Origin of the sequence: Flavobacterium sp. CYK-55 (assembly GCF_018413465.1) — a bacterium.
Classification (GTDB): Bacteria; Bacteroidota; Bacteroidia; order Flavobacteriales; family Flavobacteriaceae; genus Flavobacterium.
This window is the reverse complement of record NZ_JAHCDK010000002.1, coordinates 1-18063: the sequence shown is the minus strand read 5'-3', so window position 1 is coordinate 18063 and position 18063 is coordinate 1. Positions and strand designations below refer to the sequence as shown.

The following is an 18063-nucleotide window of genomic DNA, read 5'->3' as shown; positions in this document are numbered from 1 at the left end:
ATGTTCGCAAGCTTGTTGATTTTTTGGCAAACCACGCCTGTACCCAGAGACCTTCCTTTGCCATTACCTTTACCTGAGTGGTTGCTGGTGGTTTTGTTGGTGGTTTCCTTTTTAGTGCACATCCTTTTTGTCAATCTGATGGTGGGTGGTTCTATCCTTACTTTGATGGCACAAATCAAAGGGTTAAAAAATAAAGAATACGATACACTGGCCCATGAAATTGCCTCGACCATAACAGTCAACAAAAGTATGGCGGTGGTTATGGGTATTGCACCTTTGTTGTGTATCAACACGTTGTACAGCCTTTATTTTTATTCGGCCAATGCGCTTACCGGACTCATGTGGTTGGCCATCGTACCACTGGTCACCGTAGCTTTTTTATTGACTTATTTGCACAAGTTTACTTGGGAAGCTTTAGAAAAACACAAAGCCATACACATCTCGATTCTGGCTGTTTCGGTAGCTTTGTTTTTGTTTATTCCGCTGATTTTCCTCACCAACATCAACCTGATGCTGTTTCCTGAAAAATGGGGAACGGTCAAAGGATTTTTTAGCGCCTTGCTTTTGCCCAACGTGTTCCCGAGGTATTTGCACTTCATCATGGCCTCGCTCTCCATTACAGGTTTGTTTTTGCATTGGTATATGGGCCGAAAAAACTATCCATTCGAAACAATTTTTACTCAACTCACCCGATTTGAACTCAAGAAAAAAGGTTATTCGTTGGCTTTGGTGGCTTCGGTCATTCAGTTTTTGATTGGCCCAATTGTTCTCTTGACCTTACCTTCTAAAGGATTGGGTTGGAATTTAATCGCTATTATTTTTACCGGTGCTGCTATAGCCATACCCGCCATGTGGATGATGTGGAAAGGAATCAACGGCAACGAACAAACCATCGATAAAGATTTCAAGAAAGTTTTGATACTCATGTCTGTTACGGTTTTGTTTATGGGTTCAGGCCGTCAGGTATATCGGGCCAATGCACTTGAAAAACACCGAGAATTGGTTCGACTGCGCACCGAAGAATTCCAAAAACGCAAAAAAGAAGCGCTTGTTGAAAGCCAAAAAGAGCAAGCCTCTGAACAAAACGCTAATTTATCCTTAGCTGACAAAGGGAAAAATGTATTCAATCAATATTGTGCTGCTTGTCACAAACCCAATGAAAAACTAGTAGGACCGCCGATTATTGAAATGAATTCTATTTATAAAGGCAACAAAGACGGCTTGCAAAGTTGGATTAAAAATCCCGGTAAAAAACGCCCTGATTATCCGCAGATGCCAAGTTTTGCAGCCCAACTCAATCAAGAACAGCTTGACCAATTGGCCGAGTATATATTGACAATAAAAAAGTAAAATGAAATTAAAAATATTCTTCTGGGTGCCGGTACTCATTGCAATGGGTATGTTTCTTTTGTTGAGGTATCGGTCAGGACATAACTAACAATTTTAAAAACAAAAAAATATGACTCAAGTTTTAGCCATTATGATTTTGCTCTTTGTGGGCATGTGTATTTACTTTTTGATCAAAATCAAAAGTGTCGCCACACAAATTGTCAAATCAAAAGAAGTAAACAACCAAGAAAATCCATTAGAAAAAAACTACCAATTTATCAAAGGGCTTTACTAGTTAAAAAGTGCATTTCCCATGAGTAAAGTCCTAAATTGGTAAATTGAAATCTTGTATAGTCGTAAATGTAAGGTTTCATTTTTAAGAACTGGCTCGAAGCTATTGAGCAATAAGCGGTTCTTACATTTTGGTTAGTTTGAAGCCCTGTTGTTGCTGACACACACAGGGCTTTTTTTGATTTATAAGCTACACGGTAAGTCAAAATTTCGAGTTGCTGAGCGGCTGAGTGCCTGAGCAGGGGAGATAGTGAGATTCCTCCTGCGTCGGAATGAGAGAAACGGCTGCGCCTACGGACACGCTGCGCTACAGACCGCTGCGCTGTAAGATCGCTGCGCTGTAAGACCGCTGCGCTGTAAGATCGCTGCGCTGAAAGAATTACGAATTGAGAATTACGAATTACGAATGATGTTTCAAACTAAACTTCTTAAACCTTTTACACTTTTTAAACCTGTAGTGGGTTCTCTGTTTCACGGCTGTTTCAGCTCAACTTCTTAAACTTTGTACACTTTTTCAACCTTTTAAACAGACCACACGGCTGCGCCTACGGACACGCTGCGCTACAGACCGCTGCGCTGTAAGACCGCTTCGCTTTAGGACAGAAGGGATGTGGTTTTACACGACGGTTTCAAAAAATTATTCAGGAAAACAATATAAAAGAGAAACGCCTCATTCGTGGAGCGCAGCTGCTCAGGCACTCAGCCTCTCAGTCACTCATTAACTGTTTTATACGTGTTGGCAGAGCTCCTAATGACTTTCAAACTGAACGTTTCCTGATTCGTCATAAATGAGAGTCCAATTCTTAAATGACGAAAAAGTCAAATGGTCATCTGCATCGTATTCTTTTCGTTCGTATTTTCTGAAGTTATTCTGCGTGAGCGATCTGTAGAATGTTTCTTCAAAAAGAAAGAGATTTTTTACCGGGTTTGCTGCTGAATCATAGTTTGAAAATTCTTCTACAACTTTAGATTGTAGTGTTGCTGCCTGGTACTTTTGGGTCACAATGCTATCGAGATTGTTTGCCGAGTTATAATAGAAGCTTGAAACTTCATGAACACTATTGATGTTTCCGTTTCTTGATTCTATGAGTTTTCCGTTTGCATTGTATGAATAATAGAAGGTATCTCGGGGCGTCAAATCAAATTCTCTGAATATTGCTTTTTTGATCATTCTATGCTGGTTGTCTAAAAATATTTTTCTTTCAAATTTAGGAACTGAGAACGTTGAAGTGGTCTTTTTCTCAATGAATATTTGGTTGGACGAATAGGTTAATTGGTCATAAAGAACATCAGTAAAAATAAAGGCATAACCTGTAGCCGGATCAAATGCGGTATATCCTCCTTTTCGTTGGGTGATATTCAAGTTGGTGTCATATTCAATCTTGACAAGGTTGTCTAAATTTTCCATTACTCCGTTGGGATACATCATATGGTTGAAATAATATTCATTGATGTGATAGGTGGGTTCAGGAGTGGTTGAGCTCTGATCATCAGAATTGCAACCCATGATGAGAAAACCAAAAATAAACAGCAGTGCTTTTTTCATTTGAATAGTTGATCACGTTTTAGAGGCCATGAAGCATTGATGCAAACCTTGCGCAACCGCGCGTAGTATGCTTTGCTAAGATAAATTTTTTATGCAAACAAACACTTAAAACCAATGAATGAGTTTTCGTGCGGCTAGCGTATAGTTAGCAGAAAGCTTAACTAAATTCGTTGCAAAAATATCTACGTGTTTTTTACATAATTTGTTAATTTGGATTCAAATATTTAATTATGGATTTGCAAACTAGAAAAATTGAATTTGTACAAAAGTTTTTGAAACTTCAAAATGAAGAAGTAATTTCTCAATTTGAAAGTTTGCTCAAAAATAAATCTTCGAGAAAATCTCCGACAATAACTCCAATGTCAATTGAAGAACTAAATTCCCGAATCGATAAATCTGAATTAGATTTTAAAAATGGAAAATTTAAAACTAGTTCTGAACTTCTCAAAAAGTATAAATAATGGCATTTCAAATAATTTGGTCTGATTAAGCCGAAATTGAATTGGATAAAATTTATGAATATTATTGTGAAAATGCTAGTGTAAGAGTTGCACAAAGTTTATTGCAAAAAATTATTTCAGAACCGAAAAAGTTATTATTGATTCCTGAAATAAGCCAACGTGAAGAACTTTTATTAGACAGAGAAAATGAATATAGATATTTAGTTTTTAAAAACTACAAACTGATTTATTCTATTGATAAAAAAGCAAAGTTGATAAAGATTGCCGATGTTTTTGATACAAGGCAAAATCCAATAAAACTAAAGCGAACTAAATAAAGCCTTCTGCTCACAGCGCAGCGATCTGTTTCAAAGGTTTAAAAAGTGTAAAAGGTTTAAGAAGTTTAGTTAAAGCCCCAATCGTAATTCGTAATTCTTAATTCGTAATTCTCAATTCGTAATTCCCCATTCGTAATTCGTAATTCCCAATTCGTAATTCTTAATTCGTAATTCTTAATTCGTAATTCTCACAGCGCAGCGTGTCCGCAGGCGCAGCCGTGTCTATTTCTTTGACTCTTCTTTGACTCTTCTTTGAATCATGTTTGTAAAACACCCCTATTTTACAAACAACAGTCAAACAAAACCCGAGTTTGATTCAAACAAACGCAGTTTCGGTGCCCTCTAAAACGAATGCGTGGGTTTTGGGGCTATTTTTGTAAGTCTTTTCGTTTGCTTTTAGCCTTTTTTCGGTCATTTTCGGTCGTTTTCAGTCGTTTTCGGTCGTTTTCAGTCATTTTCGGTCATTTTCGGTCGTTTTTTTGCGTGCTCGGAACGGCTGTTTTAACTTCGGGGGTCGATGGGGTGGCCAACCCATTAAAAACAGTTTGTTTCATTTTAAATTTTAGAAATCATGAGCATATTCAACAAAGGCATCCTGGGCGGATTCTCAGGCACCATCGGAACCATCGTAGGTTATAACTGGCGCGGCTTAGACGTCATGCGCAGTCGCCCTAAAAAATCCAACCGCAAAGCCAGCCCGGCCCAATTAGAGGTCCGCGCCCGGTTTGCGGTGACCTCGCACTTTTTGGCGCAAATCAAGGAGGTATTGGCGGTTTATTTCGGGGCGCCTTCAGGCTCTAAATCGCGGTTCAATCAAGCATTTACCTACCACCGCCTTGAGGCGCTGAGCGGAACCTATCCCAACTTTCAAATTGATTACCCCAAAGTCATCATCAGCAAGGGCGAACTCTTGGGCGTTGACCAACCCGCCGTAGCAGCACAGGCAGGGGCTGCCCTGCGGTTTACCTGGCAAGACAACAGCGGGCTGGGGCAGGCCAAAGCTACCGATGGCTTGCTGGTGGTGGTGTACAACCCCGCACGCGATGTGTTTGCCTACCGCACTCAAGCCGCCATGCGTGCCGATGGCGTGTTTTTATATGAGCTTCCGCCCACCTGGGTAGGCAATACCGCTCATATTTGGATCAGTATGACCAACCCAACAGGTCAGAAATGCGCCAACAGCTTGTATTTGGGCGCTGTGGCGTTGGTATAAGCGGTATAAAAAAAGTGGGTGCGGCACGAGCCAAACGCGCGCGCCGGCGGTGCAACCTTATGATGGCAGGTGGGTTTGAAGCATGGGTTTAAACGGGTCTAAACCAATAACCGCATAGGCACTCGGTTGTACCGTTTGCTTCAAACAATAATCTGAACATAATTTTACTCAGAAACATATTCTAAGTAGAAGTATATAATTCCGCCCGAGATCAAAATAAGTCCGCCTATAATGATGTACACTCTGTATTTTTTTAAAACTACATCGTCGTCTATCAGGTTAATGACCTTGAAGGCTGTTAAGAGCATAACGATTCCAAAAATGATGTCCAGAAAAGGGAAGGCTGAGTCTAACAAAAAATCAGTCATGGTGGGTATGGTTTTAGATGGTTTATACTATTTACTTCATGACGTTTTATTGTCATTGGCGTTTACAAATTCAAAGATACTTTTTTGAACCCATTAATTCAAATTTTTGTGATTTTGTTTTTGGTCGTTGGTTTTTAGCGTACACCAAAGCCGGTTTTAAGGCAGTACAGCGCCTAAAACAGGGGCCTTGGCAGCGGTTTTTGCTGCCAAGTTGCCCTAAGAATAACATAAATACTTATGGGTTGTTGGAATATTTAGCGGCAAAAAAACACGTCTATTTTTTATTTTCAGGCTTTTTGATCAGGTTTTTGATCATCAAAACAACCATGACCAAAAAAGTAATCAGGTAAATTGCATCAATCCACGGTTTTTGAAAACTCAGGGTTTGAAAGTCAAAGTGTTGCAGCAGTTTACTGCCGGTAATGAGGCCTATGACGATGAAGAAGAAGTTGGTGCCTTTTTTTTGTTTCATGGGGTTGGTGTTTGGTTATAGGTTTTGGCTACAGTTTTTTTCCTTCGCTGTTGAATAAATGTCCGTATTTGTCACCAAAAATGGTTGAATATTCACCGGTTTCTTTGAAGCTGTGCGCATCAACTCCTTGGAGTAATTTGGTTTCGTAATAAACATTTTTGTCATCTTTTCCGAAGCCTAGCACCAGGGGTTTGTATGTTTTTGGGTCGGCTCCCGGAATTTTAACTTGATCGTAATACACACTATTCTTATCTTTAGTATAAAAGCTCATAGTCCCCGGAAAATAAACTACAAATGATTTTGCATCGGCCGTTTTATCTTTGAACTTTTTGCCATCATAAACTACGTCATCGTTCACACAGATGATGTTTTTATCAACGACTCTGATGTATTTAAAATTTGTGTAGTTGATTGAAAGTAGCTCAGCTTTTTCAAAATCACTGACATAATACAGTTGATTTTTGGTTTTGATGTAACGCTCATTGAGCACCTCTATTTTTTGATTATTGGGCAACAAAGATTGTAGCTTCCAACAATTAAAATAGGCATATACAGAATCTTTGTCTTTGGCAAATGTATCATTCAGAAAAGTAAATGTTTTTCTATCAACTTTTAGCTTTTTTAGATTCAAGAAGTAGTTGAATTTATCTCTTGACAAACAATTGTTGAGTGTGTCTATTGATAAATACTCAAAGGTTTGGGCATCAACATTTTCAATTTTTTTAAGTCGGTTGAAATCCATCAAATACACCGATTGTTTGTCTTTTGGGATTCCTTTTTCAAGGTAAAAACTATGATAATCAATTTGCGGTTGCTTGAGGCCTTTGTAGAATATGTAATTTTTATCTCGGGCAAAGGCATCTTCAATCACTTTGAATGATGCTTTATCAGCATCAACGGTTTCTGTACCAAAAGCCAGATAATTTCCGTTGGTGCAATAAATAATGTCCCCAGAAGAATTTATAAAATATGATTTTGATTTGTGTTCATCAATCAGCTCGCCCGGGCCACATGAAACTAATGAAATAAATAACCATAAAAATAGGATTCTATACATGTGTTGTTTTATGAGTTCTAACGAATATTTTATACATGGCTGCGGTTTTAAATTCATGTACAGCCTATGCCTAGCTAAGATAAGTTTTTTGTTTTAATGTAGCCACCCGATTCAAAAGCCACTATAAAACATCAAGTTTATTGGATTGCTTTGTTCCGGTGCTCACTTGTACTAGGGGTTTATCGTGCGCTCAGATATCCCATCAAATTGCTCACAAACAAAGCGATAAAAATCAGGGAAAACGAAATAAACAAAGTGTTCATGAGTACCTCACCGATTTTAAAAATAGGTTTTTTCGGAATTTCATACATCGGGTAATAGGCAAATTGCGTGGCCACCTTGCCCGTCCAGTAGGCGGCAATCAGACCGGTTAAGGCCACCGCCAGCCCGGTTTGGTTTTTGAGCTCGTCGGTAAACAAAATCGTGATGAGCCCAAACGAAAAGTTTAAGCCCTGTATATAGCGGCCATAGGTTTTGGCAATTTCTTGGTTGAGCGGTTTGAGCTTTTTGATGTCATTATACCAATCAAAAACCACATGTCGGATATACGGATAAACCACGGCCGTAAACATCATACCGATGCCGCCGAAGATGATGAGGGAATTGTGAGGGAGGAGGGTCATGGGGGGTACTTAGTGATGATAATTAATATTAATTTTGTAACTATCTCATATTAATTTCAATTGGTATTTCAATCATATTTTTAACAGTTGTGTATAGCTCAACATCTTCGGTAGGTGTTTCAAGAGAAATAATCAAAGAATAACGAGTTTGATTTTCTACTTTACCTATATGTTTGCGTTCACGCCACCAACCAATAACAGGATAGACAGCAATGTGATTGCTGGTTGCTAAGGCAGCTGCTGTTCCTTCCCAATAATCGGAATGTATTGAACCTGTACTTCGGTTGTTTGTTCCTATTGTCCAGCGATTACTCCCTGCTGTTCCGTTAACTTCTTCGTTTTCTTCCCGAGCAGCAATGTTAACACGTCTCCTAAAATCGTCTTCACTTTCATTTACGTTGTTAACATCAAAACGCAGACCATGTGATTGATAACGATATTTATCTTTCCAACCGATTTCACCTGCTCCGGGCTCGATGAAATAGGATAGTGTAACTTTCAATTTTACTGGCGTTTCACCCATTTGCAAAAGTAAATCACTTGCCCATGGTAGATTGAAAAAATGAATTTCATTTGTTTCGCTATCATTCGTTTTTTTTCCGTCCTTAATTTTGTAATTAAATGGTTGGATAGTTTCTTGTGCAATGTAGGTCAAGGCACTTTCTTGACTGTATAATGCGCGATCTAAATCGGGAATGCCATATCCGAAAGTTCTTAATAAATTTATATAATCTCCTTTTTTTGTTTTGCGAATATTTAATTGATGAAACATGGCTTCATTCCAATTAGCAGAATGAACCATTAAACCTCTTATAGTTTCTACCCAAGCGTTTGGATATTCATAAGCAATTTTTGCTGCAAACCAAGATGCTTTAGCAGTTGCTGCGCTTGTTGCCCAAATCGTATCAAAATGACTTCTTGTATTAAACTGTTTTGATGTGGACAAAAGCTCCATTTCTTCGTGTCTCGAAATACTATTATCAGGAGCTTTTAATAAATTTCCACCTTCAAAAACTAAATCAGGCTTTATTGGCCATTTTTTTTCCCAAACTAGTGAAGTTGAGCTGTAAGGTGAAAGTTGCCCTTCGTTTGCAACAGGTTTGTAATTTTGAAAATTTGGGTCGCTTGTCTGAATTTTATTCGTGTATGCTCCTGCTACTAATGCATTCCAAGCTTGGGCAGGATTTTGAATAGAAGATGTAAAGTTTGAATTGGGATAATTTTGCCACATTTCTTCATCAGTTACATTTCCTGCCGAAATGATTATCAGGCGTTGGCTTTCACCTTCTCCATAAGCCAGATTATCTACAGCTCCTGACCACGAAGAAGGCCTACCTCTATCTGTGTCATCTTGTGATGTTACCGCCATGCAATACACCAAAACCATATTAGGATTTTGTATTTCGGCTATTGAAATTCCTTGTGAAGTTATATCTCCCCACAATTCTCGGGGGCTTTGCCCTTGATTGGGTAGAATTTTTACTGAACACAATTGATGTGTAAGCGGAACAGTATTGGTTGAAGTAAGCACTTGTTCCATTTGTCCATAACCAGCAACACCCGCCATAAGTGTTCCGTGTCCTGAACCGTTGGCGTGATCGTTTGTTCCCCAAGAATTATCAACTGTCAACGTATTGTTATTATCAATTAGCGGCTGCAAAAGTTGATGCCCATTGTTTACGCCTGTGTCCAAGAGACAAACTTTTACATTACTATCTACAATTTGTATTCTATGCAACAAATCATCTACCCATGCTTGTTGTTCAATCCGGCTTTCGTTTACCCAAAATCCTGCTGGTTCTTGTCCTGCTCTGAACTCTGCTAATAAATCACTTTGTAGCATCAACTCAATTAACTGTTCACGATTTGCGTTTACCAATAAAACGGTTCTTTCAGGAAAAACAATGCTATTGTGTTTATATTCTATTCCAATGCTTTCTAGCGTTCTAAGAAACTGTGCAATTTGTTCTTTTTCTTGGTTGTCTTTTGTGTTCACATTCAGCCACACTTCGCACCATTTAGCCGAATCTGTTGGAATAAGCTTTGGATTATCTGTCCATAAACCCTCAAGTAGGGCTATGCTGATATCTTCGATGCTATTTACTAAATCTGCATTAAGTGGATTTTCGGTATCTCTAAAATTTTTGTTTTGATAATCTTGGATTTTCTTGATGAAATGTCCTTCCTTTCCATTTGGGACATAAATAATAGCCTTAGTAATAATTTGATTTTGTTCCGATAATTCAGTTTTAATATTTAAAAGCCTTATCCATTTTTCTGACTTTTTACCTCGCATACTTTCAAGACTTTTACTAATCAAGTCGTTGTCTGCTGCACTTGTAAACTGGATATACGTTCCTTCTCTTGTTGTGATTTGCTCAGCACTTCGCTGTTCTTGCATTTGGTTTTTTTGTTGCCAAATTTCTGCAAACTGATTCAAAAGTTTTTGACTTTGAGCTGACCTGTCACGAACGGGTATACGAGGTTTCGCTCCCATTGTAGATGGTGCTCTATATTTTTCACTATTTATATTTCCTTGTATGAAGAAGTGTTTATATAATGCCATATTTTAAACTTATTTGTAATAAGCTGAATTACGATCTTTGATTGCTTTTAAAATTAAATTATTGTTCATCTGTTGCTTTTCATTCAAGATGGTTTCTTTTATAGCATCGATACAAGCAAGTGAAATTTCAGCGTGGCTAAGCCCGTTTATGTCAGGTAATAAATCTTTAAACTTAATTTTTTTTGTAAACTGTGAAAGTCTGTTTTTCAGTAATTCCTCTTTTTCTTCTAAACTAGGTAAGTGATATAAAATAACATCGTCAAACCTGCGGAACAAGGCTTGATCTAATAGTTCTTTATTATTTGTAATGGCAATAATTAAACTATCGGAATTGTCACGTTCAATAAATTGAAGAAACGAATTTAATACCCTTCGCATCTCACCTACATCATTATCTCTACTCCGCTCACCACCAATGGCATCAAATTCATCAAAAAGGTAAATACCTTGACGTTGTTCTATCAAATCAAATACTTGGCGAAGTTTTGCACTAGTTTCGCCCATAAATTTTGTCACCATTTTATCCATTAGAATTGTGTAAAGAGGTAAGTTTAATTCGTTGGCAATGATTGAGGCTGTTAGGGTTTTGCCCGTTCCAGGGGGGCCAGACAGTAAAATTTTTCTGCGATTTTCCAAATCATGTCTGCGCAATTTATCCCGCTGTACAAATTCAGAAATGATGCGATTTATTTTTGATTTAATATCTTCAGTAGCAATAATATCTAACAGTTTTACTGCAGGAACATTTTCCTGTATCAAACCCTGTAAGTCGGGTGCAAATGTTTTGGTTTTATGTTTGGCTTCCTTTGCCTTGTCAATAATTGATTTAATGTCATTAGCAACAATTGTATGACCTAGCTTGGCTTCGTGTGCAGCTATCTGCAACGCTACCGTAGTAAACCTTTCAGGTTCGTTGTTGTAATGTAATTTTATTAACGATACTATATAGTCTGCTTTTGCCATTATTTATTATGTATAACGCAAATTTACCAAATTTATACCCGATATTTTTTTAAAAAACTTAACTTTCTATTGGAAACTATTTTCGGATTCTTAAAACATAATGTTTTTCCATAGAATTAATCTCGACTATTTTTAAACTAAGTCTTCAATCGTCTTTTTGTCAGTGTGTTACGTGTGTTTGACGGAAAAAGAAATGCTAAACCAACAGAATTACACTATGGTTTTATGTATTGTTATGCACATTTATAATTTTATTCTTTCTCTTCCTCATTTTCTTTCTGGCAACTATCACAATAATCATCATAGCTGTTTTTTTCATCGCCACAATTGGGACATGTAGTGCTCTCAACTTCACTATTTACATCATTTCTTATTTTGTAATCGTCAGTATATCCGCAACCTCCAAATTCACCAAGAGTTATTGTGTATCTATAACCTCTATCAGAAGTAAATTCGCATTGACCACTTGTTATGTCTTCAGGGTAAAAATGTGTTTCATCAAGCCAACCACCGTTTGGCCAATGTATAACAGTAAGTTCTCCATCTTCGACTTCAACATCTAAGTCATATGTGTTTCGTGTTCCTGTATTTGGATTATAATATTCTACCTCTGAGCAATATGTGCCATCTGGATAATTGCCAGTTTGGTCATAGTATTGTTGGGCATCATCATCAGTTTGAATGTCTGACATCTCGATTTCCTCTGAATCGTAATTCACTGAATCATTCGGTGTGTTTTTACATGCTATTGCTAGTAGTAGTGTGGTTAATATATAGACAAAAAATTTCATAATAATTGCAGCAAACTAAATTTATATTTCCCAATTCTAATTCTTAAATCAAGATTATCCCCACAACAATACCCACCCCTCAAAAGTCAATTTGAGTAGCGGTGTTATGAGGTAGTAAAAGTGGTGAGTGGGGTAAATGTAGTGATTTTTCTTACGGAGACAAGTTTTTTTATGTTGAATGCTGAATGTTGTGTGTTGAATGAGGGGATGAGGGGATGAGAAGACACGCTACGCTGTAAGACCGCTGCGCTGTAGGACCGCTGCGCTGTGAGAATTACGAATTATGAATTACGAATTACGAATGGGGTTTCAACTAAACTTCTTAACCCTTTTACACTTTTTAAACCTGTAGTGGATTGTCTGTTTCACGGCTGTTTCAGCTCAACTTCTTAAACCTTCTACACTTTTTAAACCTGTAGTGGGTTATCGGTTACACGATTCAAAAACTTCAAAATTCAAAGTTCGTTGATCTTCAATCGTTAATCATTCCGCGCAGCTGCTTAGGCACTCAGGGGCTCACTCGCCCCTCGACTGCGCTCGGGGTGACAAGAACGCCCGCTACGCTGGATAAATTACGAATTACGAATTATGAATTATGAATTAAGAATGATGCTTCAATATCAACTTATTGAGCCTTTTACACTTTTTAAATGTGTAGTGGGTTAGTGCCCGTAATAATTAATCGTAATGATGTCTACACTTAACGATTTGAATTTCGTCGTCTTGAAACCTGTAAATTAATCTGTGCTCGTCATCAATTCTTCTCGACCAAAATCCAGCATATTTATGTTTCAAAGGCTCAGGTTTTCCCAAACCTTCAAACGGAGTTCTTGAAATATCTTTTAGTAAGTCATTTATTTTTTTGACTTTCTTTTTGTCAATCTTTTGCCAGTATAAATAATCTTCCCAAGATTCATCTACAAAAACATATTTCATATTATTCTTCGATTAAATCTTTTGAAAATGACTTTCCGGTTTTTAATTTTTCGATTGCAGAATCTAATCTTTTTTCGTTAGCTCTTGACGATAATTCATGATTAGTAGCCATTAAAGAATTGTATTCTTCAAGTGACATTATAACGATACCGGAATCTTTTCCACGATTAATAATCAATGTTTCAAAATTTTTTGCAACACGATCGAAATATGATTTGATATCTTTTCTAAAATCTGAAATATTTGCTACTACCATAATTGTATAATTTGTACAAATATATGTACAATATTATACGAAAAGCTAATTTCTCTGTTAAATTATGGGCGCTAACGTTCTCTTGCTAGGCGCGCGTTGTAGAAAAGTGAGCAGAGTACGCTTCGCTAAGATATTTTGTTCGTTAAAAATAGGCGAGAAGCTAAGAAAATAAAGCCATAAGTCATGACCGCGGTTATGAGCCGTTCTTATTCCAAATGTTTTGGGAAATCCATCATTTTGTGAAGAATCCTAATGATGTCGATTTGATGATCTCCATATTTGAAAAATACATAATGAGATAATGCACGAAAATAATAGTATTCAGACTTTACTTTTGCCAGCTTCTTTGCTTTACTCGGATTTTCACTAAACAGTATGATTTGTTGAATTATTGATTCAAAATATTGGTTAGCTTGATTTTCTGACCATTCTTGAAATGTGTAGAACCAAATATCATTCAAATCTCGATAAGCAGCTTCGGTTATTCTATATTTCATAAATACTTTCTCTTGATTTCTTCAAGATGTTTTTTGGGATCGTAATTTTCAACGAATCCACTTTTCTCTCCAATTTCAAGTTCATTTTGCAACCACTTAGTTCTGCTCTCTTCAACTTCTAATAGTCTGAGTGCCGATCTCACTACATCACTTGCTGAACTATAGCGCCCTGATGCAACTTCACTATTTATAAAATTACTAAAATGATCTCCAAGTAATATTGATGTGTTTTTTGCCATAACAAAATATTTTTGCTAAATATACCAAACTATGGTATAAATTGAAATGTTTTGCGGATTTTTAACAGAATGGCTCATAGCATACGCTTCATTCATAAAGCTTAGCCGCTCAGGCACTCAGGTGTTCAGTTGCTATGTTTCCGAGTAATCGTTTTATTCAATCTCATACCAAGGAATATTAAAAACCCCTTTCTTTAGATCTATTTTTACGGTTTGCCCTGTTTGAAGCGCCTGATATTGGCTTGGCGCGACAGATATTTCTTCAGAGTCATAGTGATGCCCCCAGGGTGTTACACGCACATAATAGCTTGTGTTCTTTCTGCTTTTTGAGATTCTTTTTTCAAGTATCTGGGCTTCATATACTTGAGGTTTAGAATAATCATAAGTACAATTGATTCCATAGGTTGCAGAATAACTATAGAGAAATATATTAAAGGTGAGCGAACCGTAAATCCACAACTTGCTCTTGCCATTATCAACGATTATTTTGTGTGTTGCTACAACAATAATGATCATGATGATGAATCCGATCATTCCGGGAATCATTAAACTATAAAAGTCTTCAAATTCGTAATCTTTTAATACCCTAATAAATATTACGATGGCGGCAAAATCAATAAAATCAGCAACGTCATATTTGTCATCTCCGTCTTCATTGGTGTTTATTTCTACCAGGCTGGCAATGCTTGGTTTTCCGTTTAATCCGTTGAGGATTAATCCTAAAATTGGAATAATGAGTAGCGCTGTAAAAAGTAATGTATAGGGCTTGGGATAAATCCAGAACCACAAACCCATACATAGTGTCACCTTTTCTAACCAATCAAGTTTGTGAAAAGTTAATTTTGATACAATTGACTTTTTTGTTGAAGTTGTATTGTTCATTCGAAATGGCTTATATAGTTGCTGTACAGAGCCGCTCACTGCGGATGTAACGCTAAGATATCATTTTCTGGTAGAAATTGTTTAGAAGTTCAGAAAATCAGGTTGTGATTTAGGGTCGCTGCGCTGAAAGAATTACGAATTAAGAATTACGAATTACGAATGGGGCTTCAACTAAACTTCTTTAACCTTGTATGCTTTTTAAACGCGTGGAGGGTTATCGGTTACACGATTCAAAAACTTCAAAATTCAAAGTTCGTTGATCTTCAATCGTTAATCATTCCGCGCAGCTGCACAGGCACTCAGGGGCTCACTCGCCCCTCGACTGCGCTCGGGGTGACAAGAACGACCGCTACGCTGGATAAATTACGAATTACGAATTACGAATTACGAATTACGAATTAAGAATTAAGAATGATGCTTCAATATCAACTTATTGAGCCTTTTACACTTTTTAAATGTGTAGTGGGTTGTTGGTTACACGAATTCAATTACTTCAAAAATCAAAGTTCGTTAATCTTCAATCGTTAATCATTCCGCGCAGCCTCTCAGCCTCTCAGGCACTAAGTAGCTCAGGCACTCAGCAAATATTGCTTCAAACTAAACGTCTTAACCCTTTTACACTTTTTATACCTGTAGTGGGTTATCGGTTACACGATTCAAAAACTTCAAAATTCAAAGTTCGTTGATCTTCAATCGTTAATCATTCCGCGCAGCTGCTTAGGCACTCAGGGGCTCACTCGCCCCTCGACTGCGCTCGGGGTGACAAGAACGCCCGCTACGCTGGATAAATTACGAATTACGAATTACGAATTACGAATTAAGAATTAAGAATTAAGAATTAAGAATGATGCTTCAATATCAACTTATTGAGCCTTTTACACTTTTTAAATGTGTAGTGGGTTGTTGGTTACACGAATTCAATTACTTCAAAAATCAAAGTTCGTTAATCTTCAATCGTTAATCATTCCGCGCAGCTGCTCAGCTTCTCAGGCACTCAGGCACTCAAGAACTCAATCCAAAGGCATTTTTGACGAATCGTTATCTTGATATAAATAATTTTGTATTTTTGAAAAAAACAAACGTGTTATGACAGTTGTAATAGATAAATCAAACTTAAAGAACACTTCAAAAATTCTTAGTGAGAAATTGAAGAAATCAAACACGACTGGTAACTTGGCTAAGCATTTCGGAAAACTTAAACGCGATATTGACGGCTTAGAATATCAAACTTCAGCAAGGGAAAATGAAGATTGATTTTATTGCTGATACAAATTTCCTGGTTTATCTTCATGAAGGAAATTTAATTGTTGAACCGTTTTTGGAGTATAACTTTGGTGTTTCATTTGTTTCTGAAATAGAATTACTTGGGTTTAACGGAATTACTAAGTCTGAAGAAGCCAAATTGAAAATGTTGCTTAATGATTGTTTTCAAATTGAATGGAATACAAAAATTAAAGAACAAACTATTCTACTAAAACGAAAATATCACATCAAACTTCCGGATGCCATAATAGCTGCATCATGTATTGTTTATGACATTCCATTGGTTAGTGCTGACAAAGGTTTTTCTAAAATAAGTGAATTAGATTTAGTTCTGATTGAAATGTAAAACGCCTGCTAAAATACGCCTCATTCATGAAGCGCAGCGGCTCAGCTTCTCAGGTACTCAGTAACTCAGTACCTCAGCCCCTCAAAACGGAATCGCCTCTACCAACACCTCATTCCCCGAAACATCAAAATAGGTACAGGTCATTTGCTCCATACACACCTTCCATTTTTCAATGCCGGTGGTGGCGCACATCTGAATAAAAGTCAAGTAGTCGGTTTGGCCTTGTTGGTGTGCTCGTAATTCAGTTTTGAAGGTGCTGAGGTCGGGGGTGCTTGCAATGGCTAAAGGTGCATATTTTTCGGGTACTTGGGCGGTGTGCTCGGCACCGTGGTAATCTATATGCCCATCAGACACATAGGCTTCATAGTGCGTAACGCCCAGGGCTTTGATTTCTTGAATGTAGGCCGGAAAGTCGGCTCCTGATTTTACTTTGCTATGCGCAGCTTTGATTTGCTCTACAGTAAACATTTTGGTTTGATTTTTAATGATTATAAAATGACTTATATCCACATAGACGTGTGCTATTTGCGTTGAACCAGCGCTCTTAAAACACGTTTATTCGTAAAGTTGATCGTCAATGCTCAAAAGTTCATTGTATCTAAAATCAATCAAACTGCCTTTTTGTGATTTTAATTGGCCTTTGATTTTGGTGGTTTTGTTGGTTTTGAGGTGGATGACTTTGATGCCTATTTCAGATTTTTCATCGATGGCGTAGTACGTTGCGTAGAGCACATATTTGTAATCACCTTGTATAAACGATACAAAATTGACATCCATGCCTTCGTTCATTTTTCCGCCGCCTCTCATATAAAATGAATACTTAAACTTGTTGTAGCTTTTCAGCTCTTTTTCAGGATATTCGAGTTCTATTTTTTCAGGAGTTCCAAATCGGTATACCATGTATTTTTGGTCTTTGTCTTGCGCCAAGGTAACCGTTTTGTTGTTGTGGGTTTTAAATGAAAACAGGTTGGTTTCATTGGGCAATAATATCTGCGCCGACACTTTCGGAGCCAAGCTAAACAGCAACGTACAGACAAAAAATAACGACTTCATGGGTATGCGTTTGTTTCAAATTTAGATTCTGTACTAAGATAAGCCTTTATTGTTTGTGTGTTGCGTTGTGAGAATTGCGAATTACGAATTAAGAATTACGAATTACGAATTACGAATGGGGCTTCAACTAAACTTCTTAAACTTCCTGCACTTTTTAAACCTTTTAAACAGACCGCTGCGCTTTAAGACACGGCTGCGCCTACGGACACGCGGGGCTATAGACCGCTGCGCTTTTTGATAGAACGTATTGTTGTCGATGATACGATTCAAAAACTTCAAAATTCGTTAATCGTTAATCATTCGGGAAACGCTGCGCTAGAAACCACTGCGCTTTTGGATAAAAGAGATATTGAGTTTCTGAGTGCCCCTCGACTGCGCTCGGGGTGACAAGGAATAACCGCTGCGCTTTGGGACACGCTTTGCTTCAGACCGCTGGCTTTAGGATAAAAGCGATGGTTGTCGATTACACGATTCAAAAACTTCAAAATTCGTTAATCGTTAATCATTCGGGAAACGCTGCGCTAGAAACCACTGCGCTTTTGGATAAAAGAGATATTGAGTTTCTGAGTGCCCCTCGACTGCGCTCGGGGTGAC

At 37.6% G+C, this 18063-nt stretch carries 22 protein-coding genes; 7 read left to right on the top strand and 15 right to left on the bottom strand.

Going from position 1 to position 18063, the window contains the following annotated elements:
* Together KIH23_RS02700 and KIH23_RS02695 are read left to right on the top strand one after the other, a co-directional pair.
* A complete protein-coding gene (locus tag KIH23_RS02700; protein WP_213211132.1) occupies positions 1–1350 on the top strand; it encodes a c-type cytochrome in 1350 nt (449 codons plus the stop codon).
* Positions 1351–1459: 109 nt separating this feature from the next.
* Positions 1460–1624 (top strand): hypothetical protein, encoded by a 165-nt coding sequence (locus KIH23_RS02695; protein WP_213211131.1) that lies wholly within the window; start codon positions 1460–1462, stop codon positions 1622–1624.
* A gap of 744 nt (positions 1625–2368) precedes the next feature.
* On the opposite strand, the gene KIH23_RS02690 is transcribed toward KIH23_RS02695, so the two are convergent.
* Positions 2369–3166 (bottom strand): hypothetical protein, encoded by a 798-nt coding sequence (locus tag KIH23_RS02690; protein WP_213211130.1) that lies wholly within the window; start codon positions 3164–3166, stop codon positions 2369–2371.
* A 230-nt stretch (positions 3167–3396) separates the two neighbouring features.
* On the opposite strand from KIH23_RS02690, the gene KIH23_RS02685 reads away from it, so the two are divergent.
* From KIH23_RS02685 to KIH23_RS02675, 3 genes are all read left to right on the top strand, one after another.
* Positions 3397–3627, top strand: coding sequence for a hypothetical protein (locus tag KIH23_RS02685; protein ID WP_213211129.1), 231 nt, complete (start codon positions 3397–3399; stop codon positions 3625–3627).
* Positions 3628–3668: 41 nt separating this feature from the next.
* Positions 3669–3944, top strand: coding sequence for a type II toxin-antitoxin system RelE/ParE family toxin (locus KIH23_RS02680; protein ID WP_249684763.1), 276 nt, complete (start codon positions 3669–3671; stop codon positions 3942–3944).
* Positions 3945–4515: 571 nt separating this feature from the next.
* The gene (locus KIH23_RS02675; protein ID WP_213211128.1) at positions 4516–5157 is read left to right on the top strand and encodes a DUF6266 family protein; all 642 of its coding nucleotides are present in this window, start codon (positions 4516–4518) and stop codon (positions 5155–5157) included.
* A gap of 164 nt (positions 5158–5321) precedes the next feature.
* On the opposite strand, the gene KIH23_RS02670 is transcribed toward KIH23_RS02675, so the two are convergent.
* From KIH23_RS02670 to KIH23_RS02615, 12 genes are all read right to left on the bottom strand, one after another.
* A complete protein-coding gene (locus KIH23_RS02670; protein ID WP_213211127.1) occupies positions 5322–5525 on the bottom strand; it encodes a hypothetical protein in 204 nt (67 codons plus the stop codon).
* 274 nt (positions 5526–5799) lie between these two features.
* Positions 5800–5997 carry a hypothetical protein gene (locus KIH23_RS02665; protein ID WP_213211126.1) on the bottom strand — a complete coding sequence of 66 codons (198 nt, stop codon included), beginning with the start codon at positions 5995–5997 and terminating at the stop codon, positions 5800–5802.
* A 28-nt stretch (positions 5998–6025) separates the two neighbouring features.
* Positions 6026–7054, bottom strand: coding sequence for a DKNYY domain-containing protein (locus KIH23_RS02660; protein ID WP_213211125.1), 1029 nt, complete (start codon positions 7052–7054; stop codon positions 6026–6028).
* A gap of 179 nt (positions 7055–7233) precedes the next feature.
* On the bottom strand, positions 7234–7677 hold the full coding sequence (locus tag KIH23_RS02655; RefSeq protein WP_213211124.1) for a hypothetical protein: 444 nt from the start codon (positions 7675–7677) through the stop codon (positions 7234–7236).
* Positions 7678–7717: 40 nt separating this feature from the next.
* Positions 7718–10243: a S8 family peptidase gene (locus KIH23_RS02650; protein ID WP_213211123.1), complete on the bottom strand. Its 2526-nt coding sequence runs from the start codon at positions 10241–10243 to the stop codon at positions 7718–7720.
* Between the two features lie 9 nt (positions 10244–10252).
* Entirely contained in the window at positions 10253–11206 is a 954-nt protein-coding gene (locus KIH23_RS02645; RefSeq protein ID WP_213211122.1) for an AAA family ATPase, read from the bottom strand.
* A gap of 251 nt (positions 11207–11457) precedes the next feature.
* Positions 11458–11997: a hypothetical protein gene (locus KIH23_RS02640; RefSeq protein ID WP_213211121.1), complete on the bottom strand. Its 540-nt coding sequence runs from the start codon at positions 11995–11997 to the stop codon at positions 11458–11460.
* Between the two features lie 678 nt (positions 11998–12675).
* Positions 12676–12933, bottom strand: a complete 258-nt coding sequence (locus KIH23_RS02635) for a Txe/YoeB family addiction module toxin (protein ID WP_213211120.1) — start codon at positions 12931–12933, stop codon at positions 12676–12678.
* A 1-nt stretch (position 12934) separates the two neighbouring features.
* Positions 12935–13189, bottom strand: coding sequence for a type II toxin-antitoxin system Phd/YefM family antitoxin (locus KIH23_RS02630; RefSeq protein WP_213211119.1), 255 nt, complete (start codon positions 13187–13189; stop codon positions 12935–12937).
* A gap of 206 nt (positions 13190–13395) precedes the next feature.
* Positions 13396–13686, bottom strand: a complete 291-nt coding sequence (locus KIH23_RS02625; protein WP_213211118.1) for a type II toxin-antitoxin system RelE/ParE family toxin — start codon at positions 13684–13686, stop codon at positions 13396–13398.
* Entirely contained in the window at positions 13683–13925 is a 243-nt protein-coding gene (locus KIH23_RS02620) for a type II toxin-antitoxin system ParD family antitoxin (protein WP_213211117.1), read from the bottom strand. Before KIH23_RS02620 ends, KIH23_RS02625 begins: the two co-directional genes overlap by 4 nt.
* Positions 13926–14078: 153 nt before the next feature.
* Positions 14079–14807: a hypothetical protein gene (locus KIH23_RS02615; protein WP_213211116.1), complete on the bottom strand. Its 729-nt coding sequence runs from the start codon at positions 14805–14807 to the stop codon at positions 14079–14081.
* 1086 nt (positions 14808–15893) lie between these two features.
* On the opposite strand from KIH23_RS02615, the gene KIH23_RS02610 reads away from it, so the two are divergent.
* Both KIH23_RS02610 and KIH23_RS02605 read left to right on the top strand, forming a co-directional pair.
* Complete coding sequence (locus KIH23_RS02610) at positions 15894–16061, top strand: hypothetical protein (RefSeq protein ID WP_213211115.1); 168 nt, start codon at positions 15894–15896, stop codon at positions 16059–16061.
* Entirely contained in the window at positions 16051–16416 is a 366-nt protein-coding gene (locus tag KIH23_RS02605) for a type II toxin-antitoxin system VapC family toxin (RefSeq protein WP_213211114.1), read from the top strand. The genes KIH23_RS02610 and KIH23_RS02605 overlap by 11 nt, the downstream gene beginning before the upstream one ends.
* An 81-nt stretch (positions 16417–16497) precedes the next feature.
* Here the strand turns inward: KIH23_RS02605 and KIH23_RS02600 are convergent, their stop codons facing one another.
* Entirely contained in the window at positions 16498–16884 is a 387-nt protein-coding gene (locus tag KIH23_RS02600; protein WP_213211113.1) for a DUF1398 domain-containing protein, read from the bottom strand.
* Between the two features lie 87 nt (positions 16885–16971).
* Positions 16972–17469: a hypothetical protein gene (locus tag KIH23_RS02595; protein ID WP_213211112.1), complete on the bottom strand. Its 498-nt coding sequence runs from the start codon at positions 17467–17469 to the stop codon at positions 16972–16974.
* Positions 17470–18063 lie beyond the last annotated feature (594 nt).

Bases quoted from the DNA above. Each gene is read 5' to 3' on its own strand.
- KIH23_RS02675 (WP_213211128.1), top strand. From the start codon at position 4,516: ATGAGCATATTCAACAAAGGCATCCTGGGCGGATTCTCAGGCACCATC.
- KIH23_RS02645 (WP_213211122.1), bottom strand. From the start codon at position 11,206: ATGGCAAAAGCAGACTATATAGTATCGTTAATAAAATTACATTACAAC.
- KIH23_RS02630 (WP_213211119.1), bottom strand. From the start codon at position 13,189: ATGGTAGTAGCAAATATTTCAGATTTTAGAAAAGATATCAAATCATAT.
- KIH23_RS02600 (WP_213211113.1), bottom strand. From the start codon at position 16,884: ATGTTTACTGTAGAGCAAATCAAAGCTGCGCATAGCAAAGTAAAATCA.
- KIH23_RS02595 (WP_213211112.1), bottom strand. From the start codon at position 17,469: ATGAAGTCGTTATTTTTTGTCTGTACGTTGCTGTTTAGCTTGGCTCCG.
- KIH23_RS02660 (WP_213211125.1), bottom strand. From the start codon at position 7,054: ATGTATAGAATCCTATTTTTATGGTTATTTATTTCATTAGTTTCATGT.
- KIH23_RS02625 (WP_213211118.1), bottom strand. From the start codon at position 13,686: ATGAAATATAGAATAACCGAAGCTGCTTATCGAGATTTGAATGATATT.
- KIH23_RS02685 (WP_213211129.1), top strand. From the start codon at position 3,397: ATGGATTTGCAAACTAGAAAAATTGAATTTGTACAAAAGTTTTTGAAA.
- KIH23_RS02650 (WP_213211123.1), bottom strand. From the start codon at position 10,243: ATGGCATTATATAAACACTTCTTCATACAAGGAAATATAAATAGTGAA.
- KIH23_RS02700 (WP_213211132.1), top strand. From the start codon at position 1: ATGTTCGCAAGCTTGTTGATTTTTTGGCAAACCACGCCTGTACCCAGA.
- KIH23_RS02655 (WP_213211124.1), bottom strand. From the start codon at position 7,677: ATGACCCTCCTCCCTCACAATTCCCTCATCATCTTCGGCGGCATCGGT.
- KIH23_RS02690 (WP_213211130.1), bottom strand. From the start codon at position 3,166: ATGAAAAAAGCACTGCTGTTTATTTTTGGTTTTCTCATCATGGGTTGC.
- KIH23_RS02640 (WP_213211121.1), bottom strand. From the start codon at position 11,997: ATGAAATTTTTTGTCTATATATTAACCACACTACTACTAGCAATAGCA.
- KIH23_RS02615 (WP_213211116.1), bottom strand. From the start codon at position 14,807: ATGAACAATACAACTTCAACAAAAAAGTCAATTGTATCAAAATTAACT.
- KIH23_RS02605 (WP_213211114.1), top strand. From the start codon at position 16,051: ATGAAGATTGATTTTATTGCTGATACAAATTTCCTGGTTTATCTTCAT.
- KIH23_RS02635 (WP_213211120.1), bottom strand. From the start codon at position 12,933: ATGAAATATGTTTTTGTAGATGAATCTTGGGAAGATTATTTATACTGG.
- KIH23_RS02670 (WP_213211127.1), bottom strand. From the start codon at position 5,525: ATGACTGATTTTTTGTTAGACTCAGCCTTCCCTTTTCTGGACATCATT.
- KIH23_RS02610 (WP_213211115.1), top strand. From the start codon at position 15,894: ATGACAGTTGTAATAGATAAATCAAACTTAAAGAACACTTCAAAAATT.
- KIH23_RS02695 (WP_213211131.1), top strand. From the start codon at position 1,460: ATGACTCAAGTTTTAGCCATTATGATTTTGCTCTTTGTGGGCATGTGT.
- KIH23_RS02665 (WP_213211126.1), bottom strand. From the start codon at position 5,997: ATGAAACAAAAAAAAGGCACCAACTTCTTCTTCATCGTCATAGGCCTC.
- KIH23_RS02620 (WP_213211117.1), bottom strand. From the start codon at position 13,925: ATGGCAAAAAACACATCAATATTACTTGGAGATCATTTTAGTAATTTT.